Consider the following 18,946-nt stretch of genomic DNA (forward strand, 5'->3'; position numbering starts at 1 on the left):
CCATGACCTTCAAGATCCACCGCCGCCAGTTGACCGCAGTGGTCGCCGCCGCCCTCGCACTGGGCGCTACCGCGAGTTTCGCCCAAGCCTCCGACAAGCCCCTGCGCATGGTGCTGCCCGTCGGCGCCGGTTCCGGCGTCGACACCATCATGCGGGCTGCCACGCCGTCACTCACCAAGGCGCTCGGCGGCCAGGCGGTGGTGATCGAGAACCTGCCCGGCGCCGGCGGCATCACGGGCACCGGCGTCGTGGTGCGCGCAGCGGCCGACGGCCAGACCCTCGGCGTCGTCTCGAACAACCACGTCGTGAACCCCAGCGTCTTCAAGAAGATGCCTTTCGACGCCATCAACGACATCACGCCGATCTCCGTGGTCGGCGCGACCCCCTTCGTGCTGGTGGTCAATCCGAAGCTCCCGGCGAAGAACGCCCGCGAACTGCAAGCCTTGTTGAAGGCCAAGCCGGACGGCTACAACTACGCGTCGTCGGGCAATGGCACCATCATCCACCTCGCCGGCGCGATGTTCGTCGACGCCGCCGGCGTCGAGGTGCGCCACATCCCCTACAAGGGCGTCGGCCCGATGGTGGCCGACCTCATCGGCGGCCAGGTCGAGATGGGCGTGGTGGCCGTGCCAGCAGTTCAAGGCCAGCTCAAGAGCGGTGCCTTGCGCGCCATCGGCGTCATGGGCAAGACCCGTGTGCCTTCACTGCCGGACGTCCCCACCATCGCCGAACAGGGCTTCCCCGATGTCGACGTCTCGGGCTGGTTCGCCGTCATCGGCCCGGCCAAGATGCCGCCGGCGGAAGTCAAGCGCCTGCATGCCGCCATCGTCGCCGCGTTCAACATGCCGGAGACCAGGGACGCCATGGCGAAGCAGGAAAACATCATCAATCCGATGACACCCGAAGCGTCGGCGCAGTTCTTCAAGACCGAGCAGGAGCGCTATGCCAAGCTGGTCAAGAAGGCCAACATCGTGGCGGAGTGACACCATGGCCGATCTGTTCGACAACCCGATGGGCCTGATGGGCTTCGAATTCGTCGAGTTCGCCTCGCCGACGCCCGACACGCTGGAGCCCTTCTTCGAGAAGCTCGGCTTCACGCTGGTGGCCAGGCACCGCTCGAAGGACGTGGTGCTCTATCGCCAGGGCGACATCAACTTCATCGTCAACCGCGAACCCAACAGCCCGGCGGCCTACTTCGCGGCCGAGCACGGGCCTTCGGCCTGCGGGATGGCGTTTCGCGTCAAGGACTCGCACAAGGCCTATGCACGCGCGCTCGAACTCGGCGCACAGCCGATAGAGATCGCGACCGGCCCGATGGAACTTCGCCTGCCCGCCATCAAGGGCATCGGCGGTGCGCCGTTGTATCTGATCGACCGCTTCGAAGACGGCAAGTCGATCTACGACATCGACTTCGAATTCGTCGAAGGTGTAGCGCGGCATCCTGCAGGCCATGGCCTGAAGGTGATCGACCACCTGACCCACAACGTCTACCGCGGCCGCATGGCCTTCTGGGCCAACTTCTACGAGAAGCTCTTCAACTTCCGCGAGATCCGCTATTTCGACATCCAGGGCGAATACACGGGGCTGACCTCGAAGGCGCTCACCGCGCCCGACGGCAAGATCCGCATCCCGCTGAACGAAGAGTCGGCCAAGGGCTCGGGCCAGATCGAGGAATACCTGATGAAGTTCAATGGCGAGGGCATCCAGCACATCGCGCTTCTCAGCGACAACCTGATCGACACCATCGACCAGCTCGGTCTTGCCGGCGTCCCGCTGATGACCGCGCCCAACGACGTCTACTACGAGATGCTCGAGACGCGGCTGCCGGGACACGGCGAGCCGGTCGGCGAACTGCAGGCGCGCGGCATCCTGCTGGACGGCACCACCGAAGGCGGCACCCCGCGCCTGCTGCTGCAGATCTTCTCGGAGACGGCCTTTGGCGGTCCGGTGTTCTTCGAATTCATCCAGCGCAAGGGCGACTACAGCGAGGGCTTCGGCGAAGGCAACTTCAAGGCGCTGTTCCAGTCGATCGAACGCGACCAGCTGCGCCGCGGCGTGCTGCAGACGGGCTGACGACAGCAGCGCCGCCCGCGCCTTACTTGCCGAACAGCTTGGCCACCCGCTGCCACGAGCGCAGCATGAAGCCTGCGCGCTCCACGTCGGCCTGCGCGATCAGCGGTGTTTCGCCGACCGGCTTGCCGTTCGACTGCGCAACCACCTTGCCGATCACCGCGCCCTTGGCCACCGGGGCCTCCAGGTCCGGCTTGACCTGCACGGAGGTGCTCACCTGCTGGCCTCGCGGCACCGTGACCGTCCATGGCGCCCCCAGGCTCGCGGCAACCGTGTCGGCCTTGCCGAAGCTGACCTTGGGCGTCGCTACGACCGCGTTGGGCTGAATGGGCGTGGCCTTCTCGAAGTTGCTGTAGCCCCACCCGAGCAGCGTGCGCGTTTCGTCGGCGCGCGCCTGTGCGCTGTTGGTGTTGAGGATCACCGTGATCAGCCGCATCCCGTTGCGCTTGGACGAAGTGACCAGGCAGTAGCCGGCTTCCTGGGTGTGGCCGGTCTTCAGTCCGTCCACCGTCGGGTCGGTGTAGAGCAGGGCATTGCGGTTGCCCTGCTTGATGCCGTTGTACTTGAACTCGCGCTCGGCGTAGATCGGGTAGTAGTCGGAGCTGTCGCGGATGATCGCGCGCGCCAGGATCGCGAGGTCGCGCGCCGACGCCTTGTGGGCCGGGTCGGGCAGGCCCGTCGCGTTGACGAAATTGGTGTTCGTCATGCCGAGGCGCTTGGCTTCGGCATTCATGAGCTTGGCGAAGCCCTCTTCGGAGCCGGCCATGTGCTCGGCGATCGCCTTGGAGGCGTCGTTGCCCGACTGCACGATGATGCCGCGCAGGATGTCGATCACGGTGGCCTGGCTGTTGAGCGGCAGGTACATGCACGATTCGGTGCTCGAGCCACGGCACCAGGCGGTCTGGCTGACCGAGACGAGGTCGTCCTTCTTGAGCTTGCCCGAGCGCAGCGCCTGTTCGACCAGGAAGCTGGTCATCATCTTGGTCAGCGACGCCGGCGGCAGCGGTTCGTCGGGATTGGCCGAGGCCAGCACCTCGCCGGAGTCGAAGTCCATCAGCAGCCAGGCCTTGGCGGGGATCGACGGTGTCCCGCCGGCCACAGCGCTGTCTCCGGCGACCGGCGCCTGGGCAGGCGTCTCGGCCTTGGATTTCTTGGGAGTTGCTTGCTTGACGGCGTGGGAGGCCGCGAAGGACTCGGAATGGGGGACAAGGACGCCCGCGGCAATGGCGATGACGACCGGAAGAATGGAGAAAGTGTTGAGTTGCATGGGCTTCAGGGACAGAACCGACATTGTCGCGGATCACGCGCCGATTTTGAGCGCGCATGGAAGATCGAAAACCGCCCTGCAAGTTCAATCCCCTGGGTGAGCCTCCTGGATCGGCCCGCATGTAACTGTGTGTGACGCGACTGCGAAGGCGGCTGACCTAGTTGCGGAACAGGTCCATGATCCGGCTGCGCTCGTCCGACGGCGGCTCAGGCTTCGCTGGCGGGGCCACCTCGACGGGCACGGGTGCGGACACTCCCCATGGGTTGGCGAGCCCACTGCCCGGTGCAAAGTCTTCGTAGTACCACTCGCCGCCGACATGGACCACGCCGTCGGGCGGCTGCAGTTCGGTCACGGGCACACCTCGGATCGCGGTCTCCATGAAACTGATCCAGATCGGCAGGCTCAGGCTGCTGCCCGTCTCCTTGTCTCCCAGGCTGCGCGGCGTGTCGTACCCCATCCAAGCGATGGCGGTCATCGTCGGCTGGAAGCCCGCGAACCAGGTGTCGATCGAGTCGTTGGTGGTTCCCGTCTTGCCATAGAGATCGTCGCGCTTGAACGCCTGATAGGCCTTCGCGCCGGTACCGCCCTTGACGACGCTCTGCAGCAGCGTGTCCATGATGAAGGCATTGCGAAGCGGAATGGCGCGCATCGATTCATTGAGCTGCGGCGGCGGCGGCGCGACCAGTACCTTGTCCTTGTGATCCGTGATCCGGGTGATCAGGTAAGGATTGACGCGATAGCCGCCATTGGCAAACACCGAATAGGCGGTTGCCATCTGCATCGGCGTGACGGCACCGGCGCCCAGCGCCATGGGCAGGTAGGCAGGGTGCTTCTCGCGGTCGAAGCCGAAATTGGTGATCCAGTCCTGCGCGTAGCGGATGCCGATCGATTGCGTGACGCGCAGCGTGACCATGTTGACGGACTTCATGAGTGCGGTTCGAAGCGGCATCGGTCCGGAGAAGGTCCCTCCATAGTTCTTCGGCGCCCATGGCTGGCCGCCTGTGGTGGCCGCGTCGAAGTAGAGCGGGCCATCGTTGACCACGGTGGCCGGCGTGAAGCCTTTTTCAAGCGCTGCCGAGTAGATGAATGGCTTGAAACTCGAGCCCGGCTGACGCCACGCCTGCGTGACATGATTGAACTTGTTCTTGTTGAAATCGAAGCCGCCCACCATGGCCTTGATGGCGCCGTCGCGCGGATCCATCGCAACGAACGCTCCTTCGACCTCCGGCAGCTGGGTCAATCCCCACGCATCCTTCGGCGTCTTCGCGAGGCGAACCACCGATCCCCGACGGATCATGATGCTGCGTGGCGCCTTGTCCGTCAATCCCGACTGCACGGGACGCAGTCCGTCGCCGACGATGTGGAAGGTCTCGCCGTTCGCACGCACGGCCGTCACCTCCTTGGCACTGGCCTTGAGCACCACCGCGGCAATCAGGTCGCCGTAGTCGGGGTGCTCTGCCAGCGCGTCGTCGATCGCGCCTGCGCGCTTGGCTGGATCGTCGGGCAGATCCACGAATGCTTCCGGTCCACGGTAGACCTGGGTTCGCTCGTAGCCCACGATTCCGTCGCGCAGCGCCTTGTAGGCAGCCGACTGGTCGACCGCAGAGATCGAGGTGTAGACCTTCAGTCCGCGGGTGTAGGTGGCATCGCCATACTGCGCGTAGATCAACTGGCGCACGGTTTCGGCTACATATTCGGCGCGCAGGAGCGCGGGGCCAGGGGGATCGCGCAGCCGAAGCTTCTCTTGCCGGGCCGCAGTCGCTTCCTCGGGCGTGATGAAACCGTTTTCCTGCATTCGATCGATCACGTAGAGCTGGCGTTCTCGTGCCCGCACGGAATTGTTGACCGGGTTGTTGGCGCCAGGCGCCTTGGGCAGCCCCGCCAGCATGGCCGCCTGCGCGATCGAGATGTCCTGGAGCGGCTTGCCGAAATAGGCCTCCGAGGCCGCAGCGAAGCCGTAGGCCCGCTTGCCGAGAAACACCTGATTCAGATAGATCTCGAGGATCTGATCCTTGGTGAGCAGTTGCTCCAGCTTGAATGTGAGCAGAACCTCGTAGACCTTGCGGGTCACGGTTTTTTCGGAAGTCAGGTACGCGTTGCGTGCCACCTGCATCGTGATGGTCGAGCCACCTTGGCTCTTCGCCCGGTTCAGGTTTGCGTAACCCGCGCGCAGCATGCTCTTGAAGTCGACCCCATTGTGGTCGTAGAAGCGCGCGTCTTCCGCGGCCAGCACGGCGTCTTTCATCAACTTGGGTATTGTCGAGATCGGCGTGAATTCGCGGCGCTCTTCACCGTATTCGCCGATCAGAATGCCCTCCGAGGAAAACACCCGCAACGGCAGCCTTGGTCGATAGTCCTGAAGCTCGGCAACATTCGGCAGGTTCGGATAGGCGACCACGAGTGCGGTCAAGACGACGAATGACAAGCCCAGTGTCGCGGCCATGGCCAGCCCTGTGAACCAGAGCACGACGCGCAGGAGCCAAGATCGCCAGGATCTGGAAATCGGCGTGTCGGCGTGTCGCGACAAATGCGATCGGTCGGCCATGGCAGCAAGCAAGATGCTCGACGGCCAAGTGTCGCCGAATTGCCGCTGAAACGCCTGCGGTTTTCGTTTGGACCGCTCCAACCCGGGTCGGGTCGAGAGTGGTCTGTTGGCAGTACCAGCGGCCGGGAATGTACAAATGAAACCGGGTGTGTCGCCGTCAGAGTGAGGGAATAACTTGCAGTTTCAATTGCGGTGACGATTGCATTGCGTGAGTTGCGCTTCGACAACGATGAGCAGTTCGGCATCTGTGAGTTCGACATCGGACCGCTCCCGCTCCTCAAGGTAGGACCGGTTCTGCACAATCGAGATTGCTTTATCGATCCCTGATGAACTCTCGCTGGTCTTCGTCTCGCCAGCCGGTCTGGCGGCAGGCATCGCCGAGCGTTACGGACTGACCAAGACCTTGAGTGCGGCGAAGAACATCCGCGGCGTCGGCAAGCAACACATGGTGCGCAATGCGTACACGCCGAAGATGGAGATCGACCACCAGACCTACGCGGTGCGCGCCGACGGGCAGCTGCTGGTGTGCGATCCGGCGGTGTCGCTGCCGATGACGCAGCGGTACTTCCTGTTCTAGTTCGATGTGCGGGTTGACGATTCGCTGCAGCAGTCGCGAAAGAGGGACCGAGGGGCGGGAGTGCCCTCACCAGGCGCAATTGGCCGTAAAGAGCGGATGCCAGGACACCGCGGTTTCGAAGATGGCGCACGTGCCTGCGGTCCAGGCGCTGCTGCACGCGCTCGAGCACCTCCTCGTCCTCCCAACGACGAATACGCCGATACGCGCTCGTCGTGCACTGGTGTCGGACGGCTCTGACATTTCCAGCGCGTCCTCCACCTCGATGCCGAGGTAGCGTCCGCAGTCTCGTTGTCAACATCTGCAGCTTGGGCAGTGGAGGCGCAATGCCTCACCTTCCGAGGGCGCCGGTTGTGGCCGAGGGTTTCGTGAGAAAAACCATTGACACGGGGGCTCGTCGAGAATAATCTATCAGTTATATAATCATCCTGTTATGCAAGAACAAGCACTTACCGCAGCGTTCGCAGCACTGGCGGACCCCACCCGAAGGGCAATCCTTTCGCGCCTTGCTCTGGGCGAAGCCAATGTGACGGAACTCGTCAGGCCTTTCAAGTTGAGCCAGCCCGCGGTGTCGAGGCATCTCAAGGTTCTGGAGGAGGCGGGGCTGATCACGCGTGGCCGAGTTGCGCAGTCGCGTCCATGCCGACTCGCGCCAGAGCCGCTCAAGCAGATGGCCGATTGGCTGGAGGGCTACAGAGAGCTTTGGGACAAGAGCTTTGAGCGTCTCGACGAATATTTGGACGAACTTCAGCAACAGGAGAAGCTGGATGCACCTCACACAGCGAAGCGCCGCTGACGCGAGTTCCGAAAGTGAACTGTCGATGACGCGCACATTCAAAGCGCCGCGTAGCCTCGTGTTCAAGGCCTGGACCGAGCCCGCGCACTTGGCGCGGTGGTCCGGGCCGCAGGGATTCACGACGCCGCACCACGAGATGGACCTCCGCGTTGGCGGCACCTACCGTGCTTGTCTGCGTGCGCCGGACGGCGTGGACCACTGGGTCAAGGGCGTCTATCGCGAAATCAGAGCACCCGAGCGTCTGGTCATGACACATTGCTGGACCGACGCAGCAGGTAACCCCACGGGGCCGGAGACCCTCATCACTGTGACGCTGACAGACCGCGATGGCGCGACGCTGATGAATTTCCATCAAGCGCTCTTCGAGAGCTCCGCATCACGCGACGGGCATTCGCAGGGTTGGTCGCAAAGCTTCGACCGGCTCGTCGACTACCTTGCCGAGGGGGTGGCGCCATGAGGCTTTACTACAGCGAGACCATGAACCCGAGAAAGGCGTGCGCTGCTGCGCGATACCTTGACTCCCCAGTTGAGTTCGTTCGAGTGGACCTCCAGGCAGGTGAGCACAAGAAGGCGGATTTCTTGAGGCTCAATCCGAATGGGCGCGTCCCCGTGTTGCAGGTCGGAAAAGCGACGCTCTGGGAGGCCAACGCGATAATGTGCCGTCTGTCGGACGAGGCGGGCGCGGACTTCTGGCCGCATGATGAACGGCAGATCGACGTGATTCGATGGTTCAGCTGGGACGCTCAACACTTTACGCGCCACGCCGGAACTCTCTACTTCGAGAACCTTATCAAACCGGCCATTGGGCTGGGGGCTCCGGACGCGGCTGCGGTCGAACTCGCCACCTGCCATTTCCGAGCCGCGGCCGCGGTGCTTGATGCCCATCTGGTCCAGAACAGCTACTTGGTAGGGGCCGCGCTGACCGTGGCAGACTTTGCAACCGCCGTGGCGTTGCCATACGCCGAGCGTATTCATCTTCCACTTGATGAGTTTCCGGCTATTCAGCGGTGGCGCGCACGGCTGAACGAGCTGCCAGCCTGGCGCGAGCCCTTTCCTCACTGACCTCCGACCTGGCTGGAAGTCGAGAGTCTTCCCGGGGCGCTCGTTCAACCTGCGTGCCACTGCATCGAGCTTGGCCTGTGAGTAGGTCTAGACGTCGATGCCCTTGCCTGGCACTAACGCCGCTTCTTGGACGGCTTGACAATGCGATTGCCAGCAAGCCCCAGCGCAGCGCGAGCCAGAGCATCGGCTTCTCTGTTGCGATGGCGCGGTATCCACTTCAGGGTTGCCTGGTCGAACGACTTGAGCAGTGCGCGCGCTTCATCAAACAAGGAAGCAAGCCGAGGAATCGGCTTCGCAGTGCTGCTGCCGACCTGTTCGACAACGACACTGTTGTCGCAGTGTATGAGCAGCGTGCCCGCCCCACGCAATTTCAGTTCCTGAAGCGTCGCCAGCAGGGCTCTCAGCTCCGCCTCGTTGTTGCAGCCGTTCTCATGCGCCGCTTGCGAAAGCGTGTGTCGCGTACCGTCAGGTTCGGTAAACACCGCTCCAAGGCCGATCCGACCGGGGTTGGGCACGGCGCTGCCGTCGCAGTAGGCAAACCAGGGGTTCATGGGGAATTTCCGGTGTTGGCCGACTGTAGCCGGTCGGCGCCTTCGCGCGTCCCTACGGTGCTGCCGTCGAAAGTTGATACCTCGCAAACGAGGTGGCTCCTATCTGGACGACGCTGTGCAGGCGGAACCCGAAGCCTTCATAGAGATTTCGTAACCCTTGCCGGTCCGCGACGCAGTCCAGGCGAAGGTGAGCTCGCCCAAGCTCTTGGGCTCGAGTCCGGGCATAGGACAGCAGTTCGGTCGAGACTCCCGTCTTCGCCCACGCTCGGCGAACGGCGAGCTTGTGAACGAAGGCCGAGGTGCCAGGCAGGACCTCGGGCCAAAAATAGGGGTCCTCCGATTCGAACTTCATGACTCCAGCCACGTGCTCACCTTGCCGGGCAATGTGGAAGAGCCCGTTGCTCACGTCTCGAAGGACGCGTTCGTGAGCAATTTCAGCGGCAGACCAAAGAGCTCGACCGTCGCCGGCGAGCCATTCAGCTGCCTCTTGCAGGACAGACGCGACTATCAGCGCATCGGAGGAGCGCGCTTCGTGGATGTTCATGGATGAGAGTTCATTGAGCGACCGCAGCGAAGGTCCTAGCCAACCTCATCTTGACCCGGTTTGGCACTGCCAGCCCGATGGCGCTCCGCACGTCGGCGCAACCAGCGCAGCAGCAAGATGCCCAGGAGCACGTTGAAGCACATGCTGGCAGCCAGGAGAATGCCCGCCAGCAGGCCGCGGAGATTCGTGAGCGCATGCGAGGTCCTTTCAAGGGTCTGCGCCTTTTGAGGGGCTCGTCGAGGCTAGCAGACGGTCGGGTGTTCTAGAACGAGAATAAAGTTTGCCCCGGCACCTCCGCTAAGTACCTGCCACCGTTAGGTTTTTTTGCCCTCGCCTGCTAGGCAAAGTTGGTCCTTGTTCCAAGCCCGCCTTCCGCCTACGATCAAATCACGGCTGCCCTTCAGTCAGAGGGGGCGGCCCCGTCTTCGGCGCAAGCACAAACGCGGCATTCGCTAACAATCCAGCGGCGCTACGCCTATCACCCTTACTTCCTGCAACACGCTGCTTCTCTCGGGCATCCTTCTTTACGTCTGCAAGAGCGCGAGCCTCGCCAGGGGACAAACTCGCGTGGGTCAAGGCCTCCCCCAGTGGCTTCAGGTACGCCTCTGCAAGAGACTTCCGGTATGCCATTTCTCGGGCGGACTTAAATGGACATACCAAGCCTCCGAAGTCCTTGGAGGGCTCCTTCCAGGTGGCTGAATACGCAACCAGCTGTTCAACCTCCTCACGCGCCGAGATTCACGCGATCTGGCTGCGCGGCAGTAGCCTTTCGCCGCTCGCGGAACGGACTATCGATCTCGCGGCATCCATCGCATTCGCGACTGGCGAAGCGACAAATTGAACGAAGCGCGGTGGGCTTTCTGCAAAAGCCCTATCCCCGACTGCTGATGGATGCCATTGGGCAGGCCATGGGACTCGGAAGCCCAGGCGTTCGCGCAGCAGAGGCCATGCGTACTGCGGGGTGGGCAGGACCATAACACGCACGATCGCGCGAGCTCCTCTCTCTTCAGATTCAGCGTCATCAGGCTTCTCCTGGAACGGATGCACGCTGACTCTGGACGTCGCTCAGGGAGAGGGCCGTGCCGTGCTGCGCGCAACCAGACGAATGGGCTGGGTGAGATTCTCGGGGATTAGAAGCGCGGTCATCTCCAGCGCACTCATGATCCCCAACTCTTCTGCAGTCTCAGCGATCGCCTTACCCGTCGCGAGGGCGGTCTTGGCGATCTTGGCGGCGTTCTCGTAGCCAATGATTGGGTTCAACGCCGTGACCAGGGTCACTGATTCCCTCACGCGCTTAGATAGCACCTGGTGGTTGGCCCTGATGCCTTCGACACAATTGACCTGAAGAGTCTTGCAGGCGTTGGTCAGATGCTTGGCGCTGTTGTACAACGCCCAGCCTATGATCGGCTCAAAGGCGTTGAGCTGCAGCTGCCCCGCCTCCGATGCCATCGTGATCATCAGGTCGTTGCCGATCACTTCGTAAGCGACCTGGTTCATCACCTCTGGGTGACCGGATTGACCTTTCCAGGCATGATCGAAGAGCCAGCTTGACGCGCCGGCAAGAGGATGTCTCCGAAGCCAGCCTGCGGTCCGGGCGAGAGCAGACGCAGGTCGTTGGAAACCTTCGACAACTTGCATGCGACCCGTTTGAGCACCCCTGAGACCTGCCCGAATGCGCCGGTATCCTGAGTAGCTTCGACGAGATTCGCCGCACGCACGACGGGAATCCCACTAAATTCGGCAAGCAGTGGAATGACGGTCTCGCAGTAGCCCGCTGGCGCATTGATGCTCGTGCCGATCGCGGTCGCTCCGAGATTGACTTCGGCAATCAGTTCTCGCGCTTCTCGCAGCCGCGCTTCGTCCTCGCCGATCATGATGGCGAAGGTCAAGAATTCCTGACCCAGCGTCATTGGCACAGCATCCTGCAGGTGGGTCCTCCCGATCTTCAGGACCGCTCGAAACTCCTCCGCCTTGGCCTCAAACGCCTACGCAAGTCGGCCATCGCGGTGAGCAGCGATTCAATGCCGTTCCAGGCCGCAAGATGGAGCGCGGTCGGATAGACATCACTCGTGCTCTGCAAGGCGTTCACGTGATCATTCGGATGAATCACTTCATAGGAGCCGAGCGCCGCGCCGATATGCTCGAGGGCGCGGTTGGCAATCACCTCGTTAGCATTCATGTTCGTCGATGTGCCTGCGCCGCCCTGGATGACGTCCACGACAAAATGTTCGTGCAACTTGCCGGCAATGAGGTCATTGCAGGCTCGTCGATCGCCGCGGCCGTCGAGGCATCGATGATGCCCAGCCGCACGTTCGCCGCGGCAGCCGCTTTCTTCACGTGTGCAAGCGCGCGAATTAGCTCTGGCATTTGGGCCACAGTCTGACCAGTAATTGGGAAATTCTCCACAGCCCTGGCCGTGTGAACGCCTCAATAGGCTTCGAAGGGAATCTGCTTGGAGCCGAGAAAATCGGTCACCACTCGCGAAGTCTTAGCGCTCATGGTGGTCCATAGAAAAGCGGATCCGCAGGAACACTTTCAGCGATCCCTGTCTTGCCCACATGGATGGTGTTGCTGTCGCGCGCCTTGAGGCGCTCATGCCTGGCTAGCGAACTACCGCAGTACCAACGACGCGGCGTGAGTAATACTGTGGTCGTAGCCACAGCGGCTGGATGGCATGACGCCTGGGTTTTCCTCGGGCTTCGTTGTGAGGATCGCGCGGTGGGTCGCGTCGCCATTGATAGCATCAGGGCAAACTCCGTCCCTACCGCAATCCCCTGCCGGTGTCACAGAAAGCCAATCGACAACCAAGGAAACGCGGCGATTACGGCCAGTGCCGCCACCAGCGCTGCGAGGTAGGGCCAGATGCGCTTCATGGCGCGGTCGGGGTCGACCTTTCCGATCGCGCAGGCCGCGTAGTAGCCGACGCCGATTGGCGGTGCGAACAAGCCCAGGCCCATCGAGAAGATCACCACCATCGCGTAGTGCACCTCGTGCACGCCCATGGCACGTGCCACCGGGAACAGCAGCGGACCGAACAGCACGATGGCCGGTATGCCCTCGAGGAAGCTGCCGAGCAGGATGAACGCGATGGCCGAGACGATCAGAAACCCGGTCTTGCCACCACCCAGCGCCGTCATCAGGTGGGCCACGTGCGCCGAAAACCCCGACTGGGTCAACGCCCAGGCCATGGCGGTCGCGCAGCCGATGATGATCAGGATGGCACCCGACAAGGATGCGGTCTCGACCAGGATCGGGTACAGGCGCTTCCAGTCGAACTCGCGGTATACCAGCGTGCCGACCACGAAGGTGTAGGCGACGCCGATCGCGGAGACCTCGGTGGCCGTCGCAACCCCTTCCACCACCGCTGCGCGGATGACGAAAGGAAGGATGACAGCCGGCAGGGCAAACGCGAATGCCTTGACGATTTCGGCGGCGGTGGCGCGGCGCACGCCGTCCAAGCTCTGCCGACGCGACTTCAGGAAAATCACTGCGGCCATCGCGAGCGCACCGACCACCGCTGGCATGAAGCCGCCGGTGAACAGCGCGGCGATCGACACGCCAGTGACCGAGCCGATCGTGATGAGCACGAGGCTCGGTGGAATCGTCTCGGACATCGCGCCGGAGGCGGCCAGCATCGACACCAGTTCGCCTTCGTCTTCGCCGCGCTTCTTCATCTCGGGAAACAGCGCCGGCGCCACTGCCGCCATGTCGGCCACCTTGGAGCCGGAGATGCCCGACACCAGGTAAATCGCGCCGACCAGCACATAGGAAAGACCGCCGCGAACATGACCGATCAGCGATGCTAGGAAGCGAATCATCGCGCGCGCCATGCCCATCGCCTCGATCAGTGCGCCGAGCAGGACGAACAGCGGCACGGCCAGCAGGATGATGCCCGACATGCCTTCGTCCATCCGGCTCACGACGATGAGCAACGGCGCATCCGTGGCACTGCCCAGGTAAGCCAGCGTCGACAGGCCGAAGGCCACCATGATCGGCACCCCGATGGCCACCAGCGTCGCCACGCCGATCACCAGGAACAAGATCAGATTGATCGTGCCGAGGGTGGCCAGCAAGGGCCGGGCGACATACAGCACGACCGCAAGGCCGCCCACGATCGCGAGCGACTTGAGCAGGTCGCGCGGCGCCGCGCGCTCCATCAGCCGCAAGACAGCAATCGCTAGCATGAGCACCGCGCCGACCACGATCGACATCACGCGGAAGGTGTTGGGAAGCTCCAGCGCCGGCGTGGTGATGGCCCACTCTTCCTGGGCGTACTCCCAGGCCGGGCCTATCAGCAGCAACACGAAGGCCGCGATGATCACGTTGGACAGTGTGTTGCACAGTGCTCGCGCGTCCGGGCTCATGCGCGCGACGAAGGTGGTGAGCCGCATGTGCTCGGCGCGCTGCAGAGCGATCACCGCACCGATCATGGCCAGCCAGATGAACAGTAGCGAGGCCAGTTCGTCGCCCCACACCAACGGCGCGTGCATCGCGTAGCGGAAGAAGACGTTGGTGAGCAAGAGGAACACCTCCACCACCACCAGGCACACGGCGAGGATCTCGGTACCCCATTGGATGGCGGACTCGCAGCGCTGGCCGATGCGGGCGAAGGCGTTGGAACGGATCGGCTCTTTGTCGGCGGCCGGCCCCGCGTCTTTCAGTGTCGTGTTCATGGGCTCTTCCAGGGTGTCGCGGAAATGCAGGGTCGGCAGCGCGGGCGACGCTCCGTCGGATGCCGCCCTCAGGCGCTCAGGCGAGGGCGCCGGCATATTTCTCGAGCACGGCCCAGGCGTCTTTGCCGTACTTCTTGCTCCAGTCGGCGTAGAAGCCGGACTTCTGCAGTGCGGTACGGAACGCTGCGGTGTCGACCTTGTTGAAGACCAGCCCCTTGGCGGCGAGTTGGCCCTCGAGTTTCGTGTTGAGCGCCACCAAGTCGGCGCGCTCGTTGACGCCGGCAGCGTTGAGGTGCTTTGCCATCACGGTCTGGATGTCCTTCGGCAGCTTGTTCCAGCCGCGAGCGTTGGCCAGGAACCAGTAGTTGCTCCAGATGTGTCCGGTCAGCGAACAGAACTTCTGCACTTCGTAGAGTCGGATGGCGTCGATCAACGCCAGCGGATTTTCCTGGCCTTCCACCACCTTGGTCTGCAGCGCCGAGTACACCTCGCTGAAGTTGATGCTGGTCGGGGAAGCGTCGAATGCCTTGAACAATGAGGTCCAGAGCGGGCTCACCGGCACGCGAATCTTCATGCCTTTCAGGTCGGCCGGCGTGTTCACCGGCTTGCCAGAGGTCGTGATCTGGCGGAAGCCGTTGTCCCAGCTCTTTTCCATTGCGAACAGACCGGCCTTGCCGATCGCTTCGCGGATGTGGGCACCCAGGTCGCCATCCATCGCGGCCCACACCTCGTCATAGTTTTTGAAGACAAAACCGACGCTGCAGATGGAAGCGACGGGAACCAGCGTGGACAGCACGTCGCCGCCCAGCGTCATGAAGTCGATGGCGCCGGCACGCACCTGCGACAGCATGTCGGTGTCGCTGCCCATTTGGCCGCTCGGGAAGATCTGCAGATCCACGGCGCCCTGCGTCTCCTGCTTGATGGCATAGGACGCTTCCTTGGCGCGGATGTTCATCGGATGGCTGAGCGGCAAGTTGTTGGCGTATTTGAGCGTGACTTTGGCGCCTTGCGCGAAAGCTGGCGCCGCCAGCGTCAGTCCGCTGCCGATCAGGGGCACGGCACCGAACGCGTGGATGAAAGAGCGGCGGCGGAGGGTGTGTTTCATGGCTTGTCCCTTTCGTTTATGGCTATACTGTTGGCACTTCTAGTTTAAGTGTTGACACATTGAAGTCAACATAAAACACATTTTGATCCAATGTCAGCACATTGGGTTTTCAACTCGGCAATGGCTAGTCGTAGGCTGCCGGATTGAGCAGATTCGCTGCCGGCCGACCTTCGAAGTGGGACTGGATGCCATCGAGAGCAAGCATTCCCATCGCCGTGCGAACCTCGTCGGTGGCGCTGCCGATGTGCGGCAGCAGCGTGGCATTCGGCAGTCGGAGCCAGCGCTCGTCGATGCGCGGTTCGTTGCGGTATACGTCGAAGCCAATGCCGCGCACTTGTCCCTCGTGCACTGCCGCGAACATGGCCAGTTCGTCGACCAAGTCGCCGCGCGCCACGTTCACCACTATTGCCCCGCGCGGCAGGCAGGCCAGTCGCTTGGCGTCGATCGCGTTGCGCAACTCCGGCGTCGAGGGCGCGCAAATGCATAGCACGTCGCTCTCGGCAAGAAGGCCTTCCAACTCGGCATGAAACACGGCGCCACGTTCGCCGTCAGGGGAGACGCGCGAGCGGTTGTGATAGTGCGGGTGCATGCCGAACGCCCGCGCCCGCTCGGCGACGGCCTGGCCGATGCGGCCCATCCCGAAGATGCCGAGCCGCATGCCTTGCAGCGAGCGGCCGAGCATCGACATGGGCGCCCAGGGGCCCCAGCGCCCGTCGCGCAATGTCCGTTCGGCCGCGGTCGTGTCGCGCGCGGCGGCGAGGATGAGGAACAGCGCCAGATCGGCCACCGAGTCCGTCAGCACGTCGGGCGTGTTGAACACCGGGAGGCGCCGCGCGGTCGCGGCGGCCAGGTCGATGTGGTCGTAGCCGACCGAGTAGGTGCCAAGCACCTGCACGCTCGGCGGCAGCGCGGCGATGGCGCTGCTGTCAAGCTTGTCGCCGGGCATCACGATCAGGGCGTCCTGGCCCTGCGCCTGCTGCGCCAAGCGCGCGCCGATGGGCGCGGCCTCGCGCCAGATCGAAACGTCGAAGGCGGGTTTCGCCCGGTCGATTACCGCCTGTGGCGGCACGCCCGTGACGAGCAGTTTGCGGCGGGCCATGGAGGGGGACTCGGTGGATGAGATCTTGGTCATTTCGGGTGCAGGTGAAGCGGCCTGCGAGTGCCAGCCGCGGAATCAGAATCGGCCGCCGTCGGCCAGCCAGATCAGCAGCGGACACAGCAGGATGAAGGCTGCGGTCGACACCAGCACGGCGCCGGCCGCCACATCGCCGTAGGTGCTGAAACGCTGCACGTAGATGCTGCTCACCACCGCGACCGGCATCGCGAACTGCAGCGTTAGAACGCCCGCGATCAGCGGCGGCAGATGCAGCAGGTGGATCACCAGCGCGCCCGCCGCGAGGCCGACCACCAGCCGCATCGCGCCTAGCACCGCACCCTGCCGGATGCCCGCGCGCGACACTGTGACGAGCGCGTAGCCCAGGCTCAACAACATCAGCGGCACGGCCAGCGAACCGACCAGGCGGGCGCTTTCCAGGACCGGTGCCGGCGCGGCCACCCCGGCGAAGCGCAAGGCCACCGCCAGGAGGCATGCGATCACGACGCCCTTCGGCCACGGCTGCGAGCGGTTGCCGCCTCGGCTGGTGACCCATACGCCCAACGTGTGCTGCGCCACCGAGGTGACCGCGAAGAACGCGATAGCCACTGCCAGCCCGGTGTCGCCGAATGCCAGTTGGGCGATGGGAAGCCCCAGGTTGCCCGCGTTCGGAAAGGTCGCCGAGGGCCCCAGCGCCTGCGCTGGCATCTTCAGGCTGCGCAGGGCGATGGCGCTGAGCGCCGCGGCAACGCCCAGCCCGAGCAGGGTCGCAGACCCGACTTCGAACAACTGCGAGTTGTCGAGCCGCGTCGTCATCAGCGTGTGAAACACGAGCGCCGGCGTGCTCACCACCGTCGCCAGCATGGCGACGAACTCCGCCGGGTAGGTGTGCTTGCGCACTCCCCAGACCGCACCGACACCTGCGCAACACACGACTGGCAGCAGCAGCGTCGCGACCTGGACATAGACGCCCAGCCACACCTCGCCTCTCATGCGGCGTTCGCGTTGGGCTCGCGCAGGCCCCGGTCGACTGCCTGCTCGCCGAGCAGCATGGCGGCCGCGCGCTCGGCGATCATCAGCACCGTGGCGTTGGTGTTGGTCGACGTCATGGTCGGCATGACGGAGCCATCGATCACCCGCAGTCGCCTCACGCCGTGCACGCACAGGCCGGCATCGACCACCGCGCCGCTCGCCGGGTCGGCGCCCATGCGGCAGGTGCCCACGCCGTGGTAGACGGTCGACCCGTTGTCGCGGGCGTACTGCAGCAGCGCGTCGTCGCTGTCCGCCAGCGGGCCCGGCACGGTCTCGCCGACGATGTGGGGCGCGAGCGACGGCTGGCGCGCCAGTTCGCGGCCGATGCGCAGGCCGGCGACCACCGTCTTGCGGTCGAGCGGCTCGCTCAGGTAGCGCGGCGCGATAGTCGGCGCCTTGCTGCCGTCGCTCGAGACGATATGGACTTCACCGCGGCTTTCCGGCCGCATCTGCCAGACGCCGAAGGACAGGCCGGGCTCGTCTTCCAGTTCGCCGATGCGCCCTTCCTTGAAGCTCCCTGGTGCGACGACGAACTGCACGTCGGGCCGCTGCGCGAGGCCGGTCGATGCAAACGCGCCGATGACCGCGGCGCTGTAGGTCAGGATGCCGGCACCGGAGACCAGATATTTCGCGACTTCCTTGGCCAGCGCGGCACCGTGCGAGCGTTCATTGGCCGTCTCGATGCCCTTGACGCGAAAGCACAGGCGCGTCACGTAGTGGTCCTGCAGGTTGGTGCCGACGCCGCGCAGGGCCACCTGCGTGCGGATGCCCGCGTTGTCGAGCACGTCCGGATCGCCGATGCCGCTCAGTTCCAACAGGCGCGGCGTGCCGATCACGCCCGCGCTGACGATCACTTCCCGGCGCGCCGTGACGCACACCACCTGGCCGTTCTCGCGCTGACCTTGGACGCCGGTGGCCGCGCGCCCGGCGCCCTCGCCTGCCATGAGCACCCGCGTCACGTGCAGGTCGGTCAGCACGCTCAGGTTGGTGCGGGTCGCCACGGGCCACAAGTAGCCGCGCGCCGCGCTCGAGCGAACCCGGCCGTGGCGGGTTTGCTGGTAGTACCAGATTGACGGGCCCCGGGTGGCGATATTCGGGTCGTCGAGCCGCTCCAGGCCCAACTCCTCGCCGGCCGCCATCACCTTGGCGCACACCGCCGGCGGCGACGACACGCGCGTCACCTGGATCGGACCGTCGCTGCCACGGCGCGGATCCTTGGCGTCCTGCCAGGTTTCGGAGCGGTTGTAGTAGGGCAGGCAGTTGTCGAAGTTCCAGCCGGCGGCACCGCTCACCTCCCATGCGTCGATGTCGGCCGCGAAGGGACGCACGTAGAGCAGGCCGTTGATCGAGCTCGATCCGCCGAGTCCGCGTCCGCGCGGAAACAGGATCTCTCGGTCGCTCGCCTGCGCCTCAGGTGCCGTCTTGTATTTCCAGGTGATGCTCGGATGGTCGAGCAGGCGCAGGAAGCCGGCGGGGATGTGGATCATCGGATGGCGGTCGCGCCCGCCCGCCTCGATGAGTACCACCTTGTGCTTGCCGTCGGCCGACAGCCGGTTGGCGAGCACGCAGCCTGCGGTGCCCGCGCCCACGATCACGTAGTCGGCAACGATCTCTTCAAGGGGTTCGCTCATGGT

The 18,946-nt window shown here is 64.0% G+C and carries 16 protein-coding genes and 2 pseudogenes; 6 read left to right on the forward strand and 12 right to left on the reverse strand.

Annotated features, from left to right (window positions below; translation table 11 throughout):
- The first annotated feature begins 2 nt into the window (after positions 1-2).
- A complete protein-coding gene (locus tag QTI17_RS01725) occupies positions 3-983 on the forward strand; it encodes a tripartite tricarboxylate transporter substrate binding protein (protein ID WP_286530644.1) in 981 nt (326 codons plus the stop codon).
- Between the two features lie 4 nt (positions 984-987).
- A complete protein-coding gene (gene hppD / locus QTI17_RS01730) occupies positions 988-2,073 on the forward strand; it encodes a 4-hydroxyphenylpyruvate dioxygenase (protein WP_286530645.1) in 1,086 nt (361 codons plus the stop codon).
- Positions 2,074-2,095: 22 nt separating this feature from the next.
- Here hppD and QTI17_RS01735 read toward each other — a convergent pair whose 3' ends face one another.
- The 3 genes from QTI17_RS01735 to QTI17_RS01745 form a co-directional block, all read right to left on the reverse strand.
- A complete protein-coding gene (locus QTI17_RS01735; RefSeq protein ID WP_286530647.1) occupies positions 2,096-3,337 on the reverse strand; it encodes a D-alanyl-D-alanine carboxypeptidase family protein in 1,242 nt (413 codons plus the stop codon).
- Positions 3,338-3,494: 157 nt separating this feature from the next.
- Entirely contained in the window at positions 3,495-5,882 is a 2,388-nt protein-coding gene (locus QTI17_RS01740; RefSeq protein ID WP_503011008.1) for a penicillin-binding protein 1A, read from the reverse strand.
- Between the two features lie 183 nt (positions 5,883-6,065).
- Positions 6,066-6,257 (reverse strand): hypothetical protein, encoded by a 192-nt coding sequence (locus QTI17_RS01745; RefSeq protein ID WP_286530649.1) that lies wholly within the window; start codon positions 6,255-6,257, stop codon positions 6,066-6,068.
- Between QTI17_RS01745 and ureC the strand changes: the two are divergent.
- The 4 genes and pseudogenes from ureC to QTI17_RS01765 all read left to right on the forward strand — a co-directional run.
- Positions 6,217-6,459, forward strand: a pseudogene (ureC, locus tag QTI17_RS01750) (urease subunit alpha); the annotation flags it as partial. The gene QTI17_RS01745 and the pseudogene ureC sit on opposite strands and share 41 nt — an antisense overlap.
- A gap of 430 nt (positions 6,460-6,889) precedes the next feature.
- Positions 6,890-7,252, forward strand: coding sequence for an ArsR/SmtB family transcription factor (locus QTI17_RS01755; RefSeq protein WP_286530650.1), 363 nt, complete (start codon positions 6,890-6,892; stop codon positions 7,250-7,252).
- The gene (locus QTI17_RS01760; protein ID WP_286530651.1) at positions 7,224-7,709 is read left to right on the forward strand and encodes an SRPBCC family protein; all 486 of its coding nucleotides are present in this window, start codon (positions 7,224-7,226) and stop codon (positions 7,707-7,709) included. The genes QTI17_RS01755 and QTI17_RS01760 overlap by 29 nt, the downstream gene beginning before the upstream one ends.
- The gene (locus QTI17_RS01765; protein ID WP_286530652.1) at positions 7,706-8,314 is read left to right on the forward strand and encodes a glutathione S-transferase family protein; all 609 of its coding nucleotides are present in this window, start codon (positions 7,706-7,708) and stop codon (positions 8,312-8,314) included. Before QTI17_RS01760 ends, QTI17_RS01765 begins: the two co-directional genes overlap by 4 nt.
- A gap of 113 nt (positions 8,315-8,427) precedes the next feature.
- Here the strand turns inward: QTI17_RS01765 and QTI17_RS01770 are convergent, their stop codons facing one another.
- The 9 genes and pseudogenes from QTI17_RS01770 to QTI17_RS01805 form a co-directional block, all read right to left on the reverse strand.
- A complete protein-coding gene (locus QTI17_RS01770) occupies positions 8,428-8,865 on the reverse strand; it encodes a ribonuclease HI family protein (protein WP_286530653.1) in 438 nt (145 codons plus the stop codon).
- A gap of 52 nt (positions 8,866-8,917) precedes the next feature.
- Positions 8,918-9,409, reverse strand: a complete 492-nt coding sequence (locus QTI17_RS01775; RefSeq protein ID WP_286530654.1) for a GNAT family N-acetyltransferase — start codon at positions 9,407-9,409, stop codon at positions 8,918-8,920.
- A 1,065-nt stretch (positions 9,410-10,474) separates the two neighbouring features.
- Positions 10,475-10,906 (reverse strand): hypothetical protein, encoded by a 432-nt coding sequence (locus QTI17_RS35000; protein ID WP_353506682.1) that lies wholly within the window; start codon positions 10,904-10,906, stop codon positions 10,475-10,477.
- Positions 10,906-11,627, reverse strand: a pseudogene (locus QTI17_RS35005) (lyase family protein). Before QTI17_RS35005 ends, QTI17_RS35000 begins: the two are co-directional and overlap by 1 nt.
- Positions 11,628-12,192: 565 nt before the next feature.
- Entirely contained in the window at positions 12,193-14,082 is a 1,890-nt protein-coding gene (locus QTI17_RS01785; protein ID WP_286530655.1) for a TRAP transporter large permease, read from the reverse strand.
- 76 nt (positions 14,083-14,158) lie between these two features.
- Complete coding sequence (locus QTI17_RS01790; RefSeq protein ID WP_286530657.1) at positions 14,159-15,187, reverse strand: TRAP transporter substrate-binding protein; 1,029 nt, start codon at positions 15,185-15,187, stop codon at positions 14,159-14,161.
- Positions 15,188-15,311: 124 nt separating this feature from the next.
- Positions 15,312-16,286 (reverse strand): 2-hydroxyacid dehydrogenase, encoded by a 975-nt coding sequence (locus QTI17_RS01795; protein WP_286530658.1) that lies wholly within the window; start codon positions 16,284-16,286, stop codon positions 15,312-15,314.
- A 75-nt stretch (positions 16,287-16,361) separates the two neighbouring features.
- Positions 16,362-17,273: an AEC family transporter gene (locus QTI17_RS01800; RefSeq protein WP_286530659.1), complete on the reverse strand. Its 912-nt coding sequence runs from the start codon at positions 17,271-17,273 to the stop codon at positions 16,362-16,364.
- Positions 17,270-18,943, reverse strand: coding sequence for a GMC family oxidoreductase (locus tag QTI17_RS01805; protein ID WP_286530660.1), 1,674 nt, complete (start codon positions 18,941-18,943; stop codon positions 17,270-17,272). The genes QTI17_RS01800 and QTI17_RS01805 overlap by 4 nt, the downstream gene beginning before the upstream one ends.
- Between the last annotated feature and the right edge of the window lie 3 nt (positions 18,944-18,946).

It is taken from the genome of Variovorax sp. J31P179 (assembly GCF_030316985.1).
Taxonomy (GTDB): domain Bacteria; phylum Pseudomonadota; class Gammaproteobacteria; order Burkholderiales; family Burkholderiaceae_C; genus Variovorax; species Variovorax ginsengisoli_B.

Bases quoted from the DNA above. Each gene is read 5' to 3' on its own strand.
- QTI17_RS01760 (WP_286530651.1), top strand. From the start codon at position 7,224: ATGCACCTCACACAGCGAAGCGCCGCTGACGCGAGTTCCGAAAGTGAA.
- QTI17_RS01785 (WP_286530655.1), bottom strand. From the start codon at position 14,082: ATGAACACGACACTGAAAGACGCGGGGCCGGCCGCCGACAAAGAGCCG.
- QTI17_RS01800 (WP_286530659.1), bottom strand. From the start codon at position 17,273: ATGAGAGGCGAGGTGTGGCTGGGCGTCTATGTCCAGGTCGCGACGCTG.
- QTI17_RS01790 (WP_286530657.1), bottom strand. From the start codon at position 15,187: ATGAAACACACCCTCCGCCGCCGCTCTTTCATCCACGCGTTCGGTGCC.
- QTI17_RS01725 (WP_286530644.1), top strand. From the start codon at position 3: ATGACCTTCAAGATCCACCGCCGCCAGTTGACCGCAGTGGTCGCCGCC.
- QTI17_RS01805 (WP_286530660.1), bottom strand. From the start codon at position 18,943: ATGAGCGAACCCCTTGAAGAGATCGTTGCCGACTACGTGATCGTGGGC.
- QTI17_RS01745 (WP_286530649.1), bottom strand. From the start codon at position 6,257: ATGCCTGCCGCCAGACCGGCTGGCGAGACGAAGACCAGCGAGAGTTCA.
- QTI17_RS01740 (WP_503011008.1), bottom strand. From the start codon at position 5,882: ATGGCCGACCGATCGCATTTGTCGCGACACGCCGACACGCCGATTTCC.
- QTI17_RS35000 (WP_353506682.1), bottom strand. From the start codon at position 10,906: ATGAACCAGGTCGCTTACGAAGTGATCGGCAACGACCTGATGATCACG.
- QTI17_RS01795 (WP_286530658.1), bottom strand. From the start codon at position 16,286: ATGGCCCGCCGCAAACTGCTCGTCACGGGCGTGCCGCCACAGGCGGTA.
- QTI17_RS01755 (WP_286530650.1), top strand. From the start codon at position 6,890: ATGCAAGAACAAGCACTTACCGCAGCGTTCGCAGCACTGGCGGACCCC.
- QTI17_RS01770 (WP_286530653.1), bottom strand. From the start codon at position 8,865: ATGAACCCCTGGTTTGCCTACTGCGACGGCAGCGCCGTGCCCAACCCC.
- QTI17_RS01775 (WP_286530654.1), bottom strand. From the start codon at position 9,409: ATGAACATCCACGAAGCGCGCTCCTCCGATGCGCTGATAGTCGCGTCT.
- QTI17_RS01735 (WP_286530647.1), bottom strand. From the start codon at position 3,337: ATGCAACTCAACACTTTCTCCATTCTTCCGGTCGTCATCGCCATTGCC.
- hppD (WP_286530645.1), top strand. From the start codon at position 988: ATGGCCGATCTGTTCGACAACCCGATGGGCCTGATGGGCTTCGAATTC.
- QTI17_RS01765 (WP_286530652.1), top strand. From the start codon at position 7,706: ATGAGGCTTTACTACAGCGAGACCATGAACCCGAGAAAGGCGTGCGCT.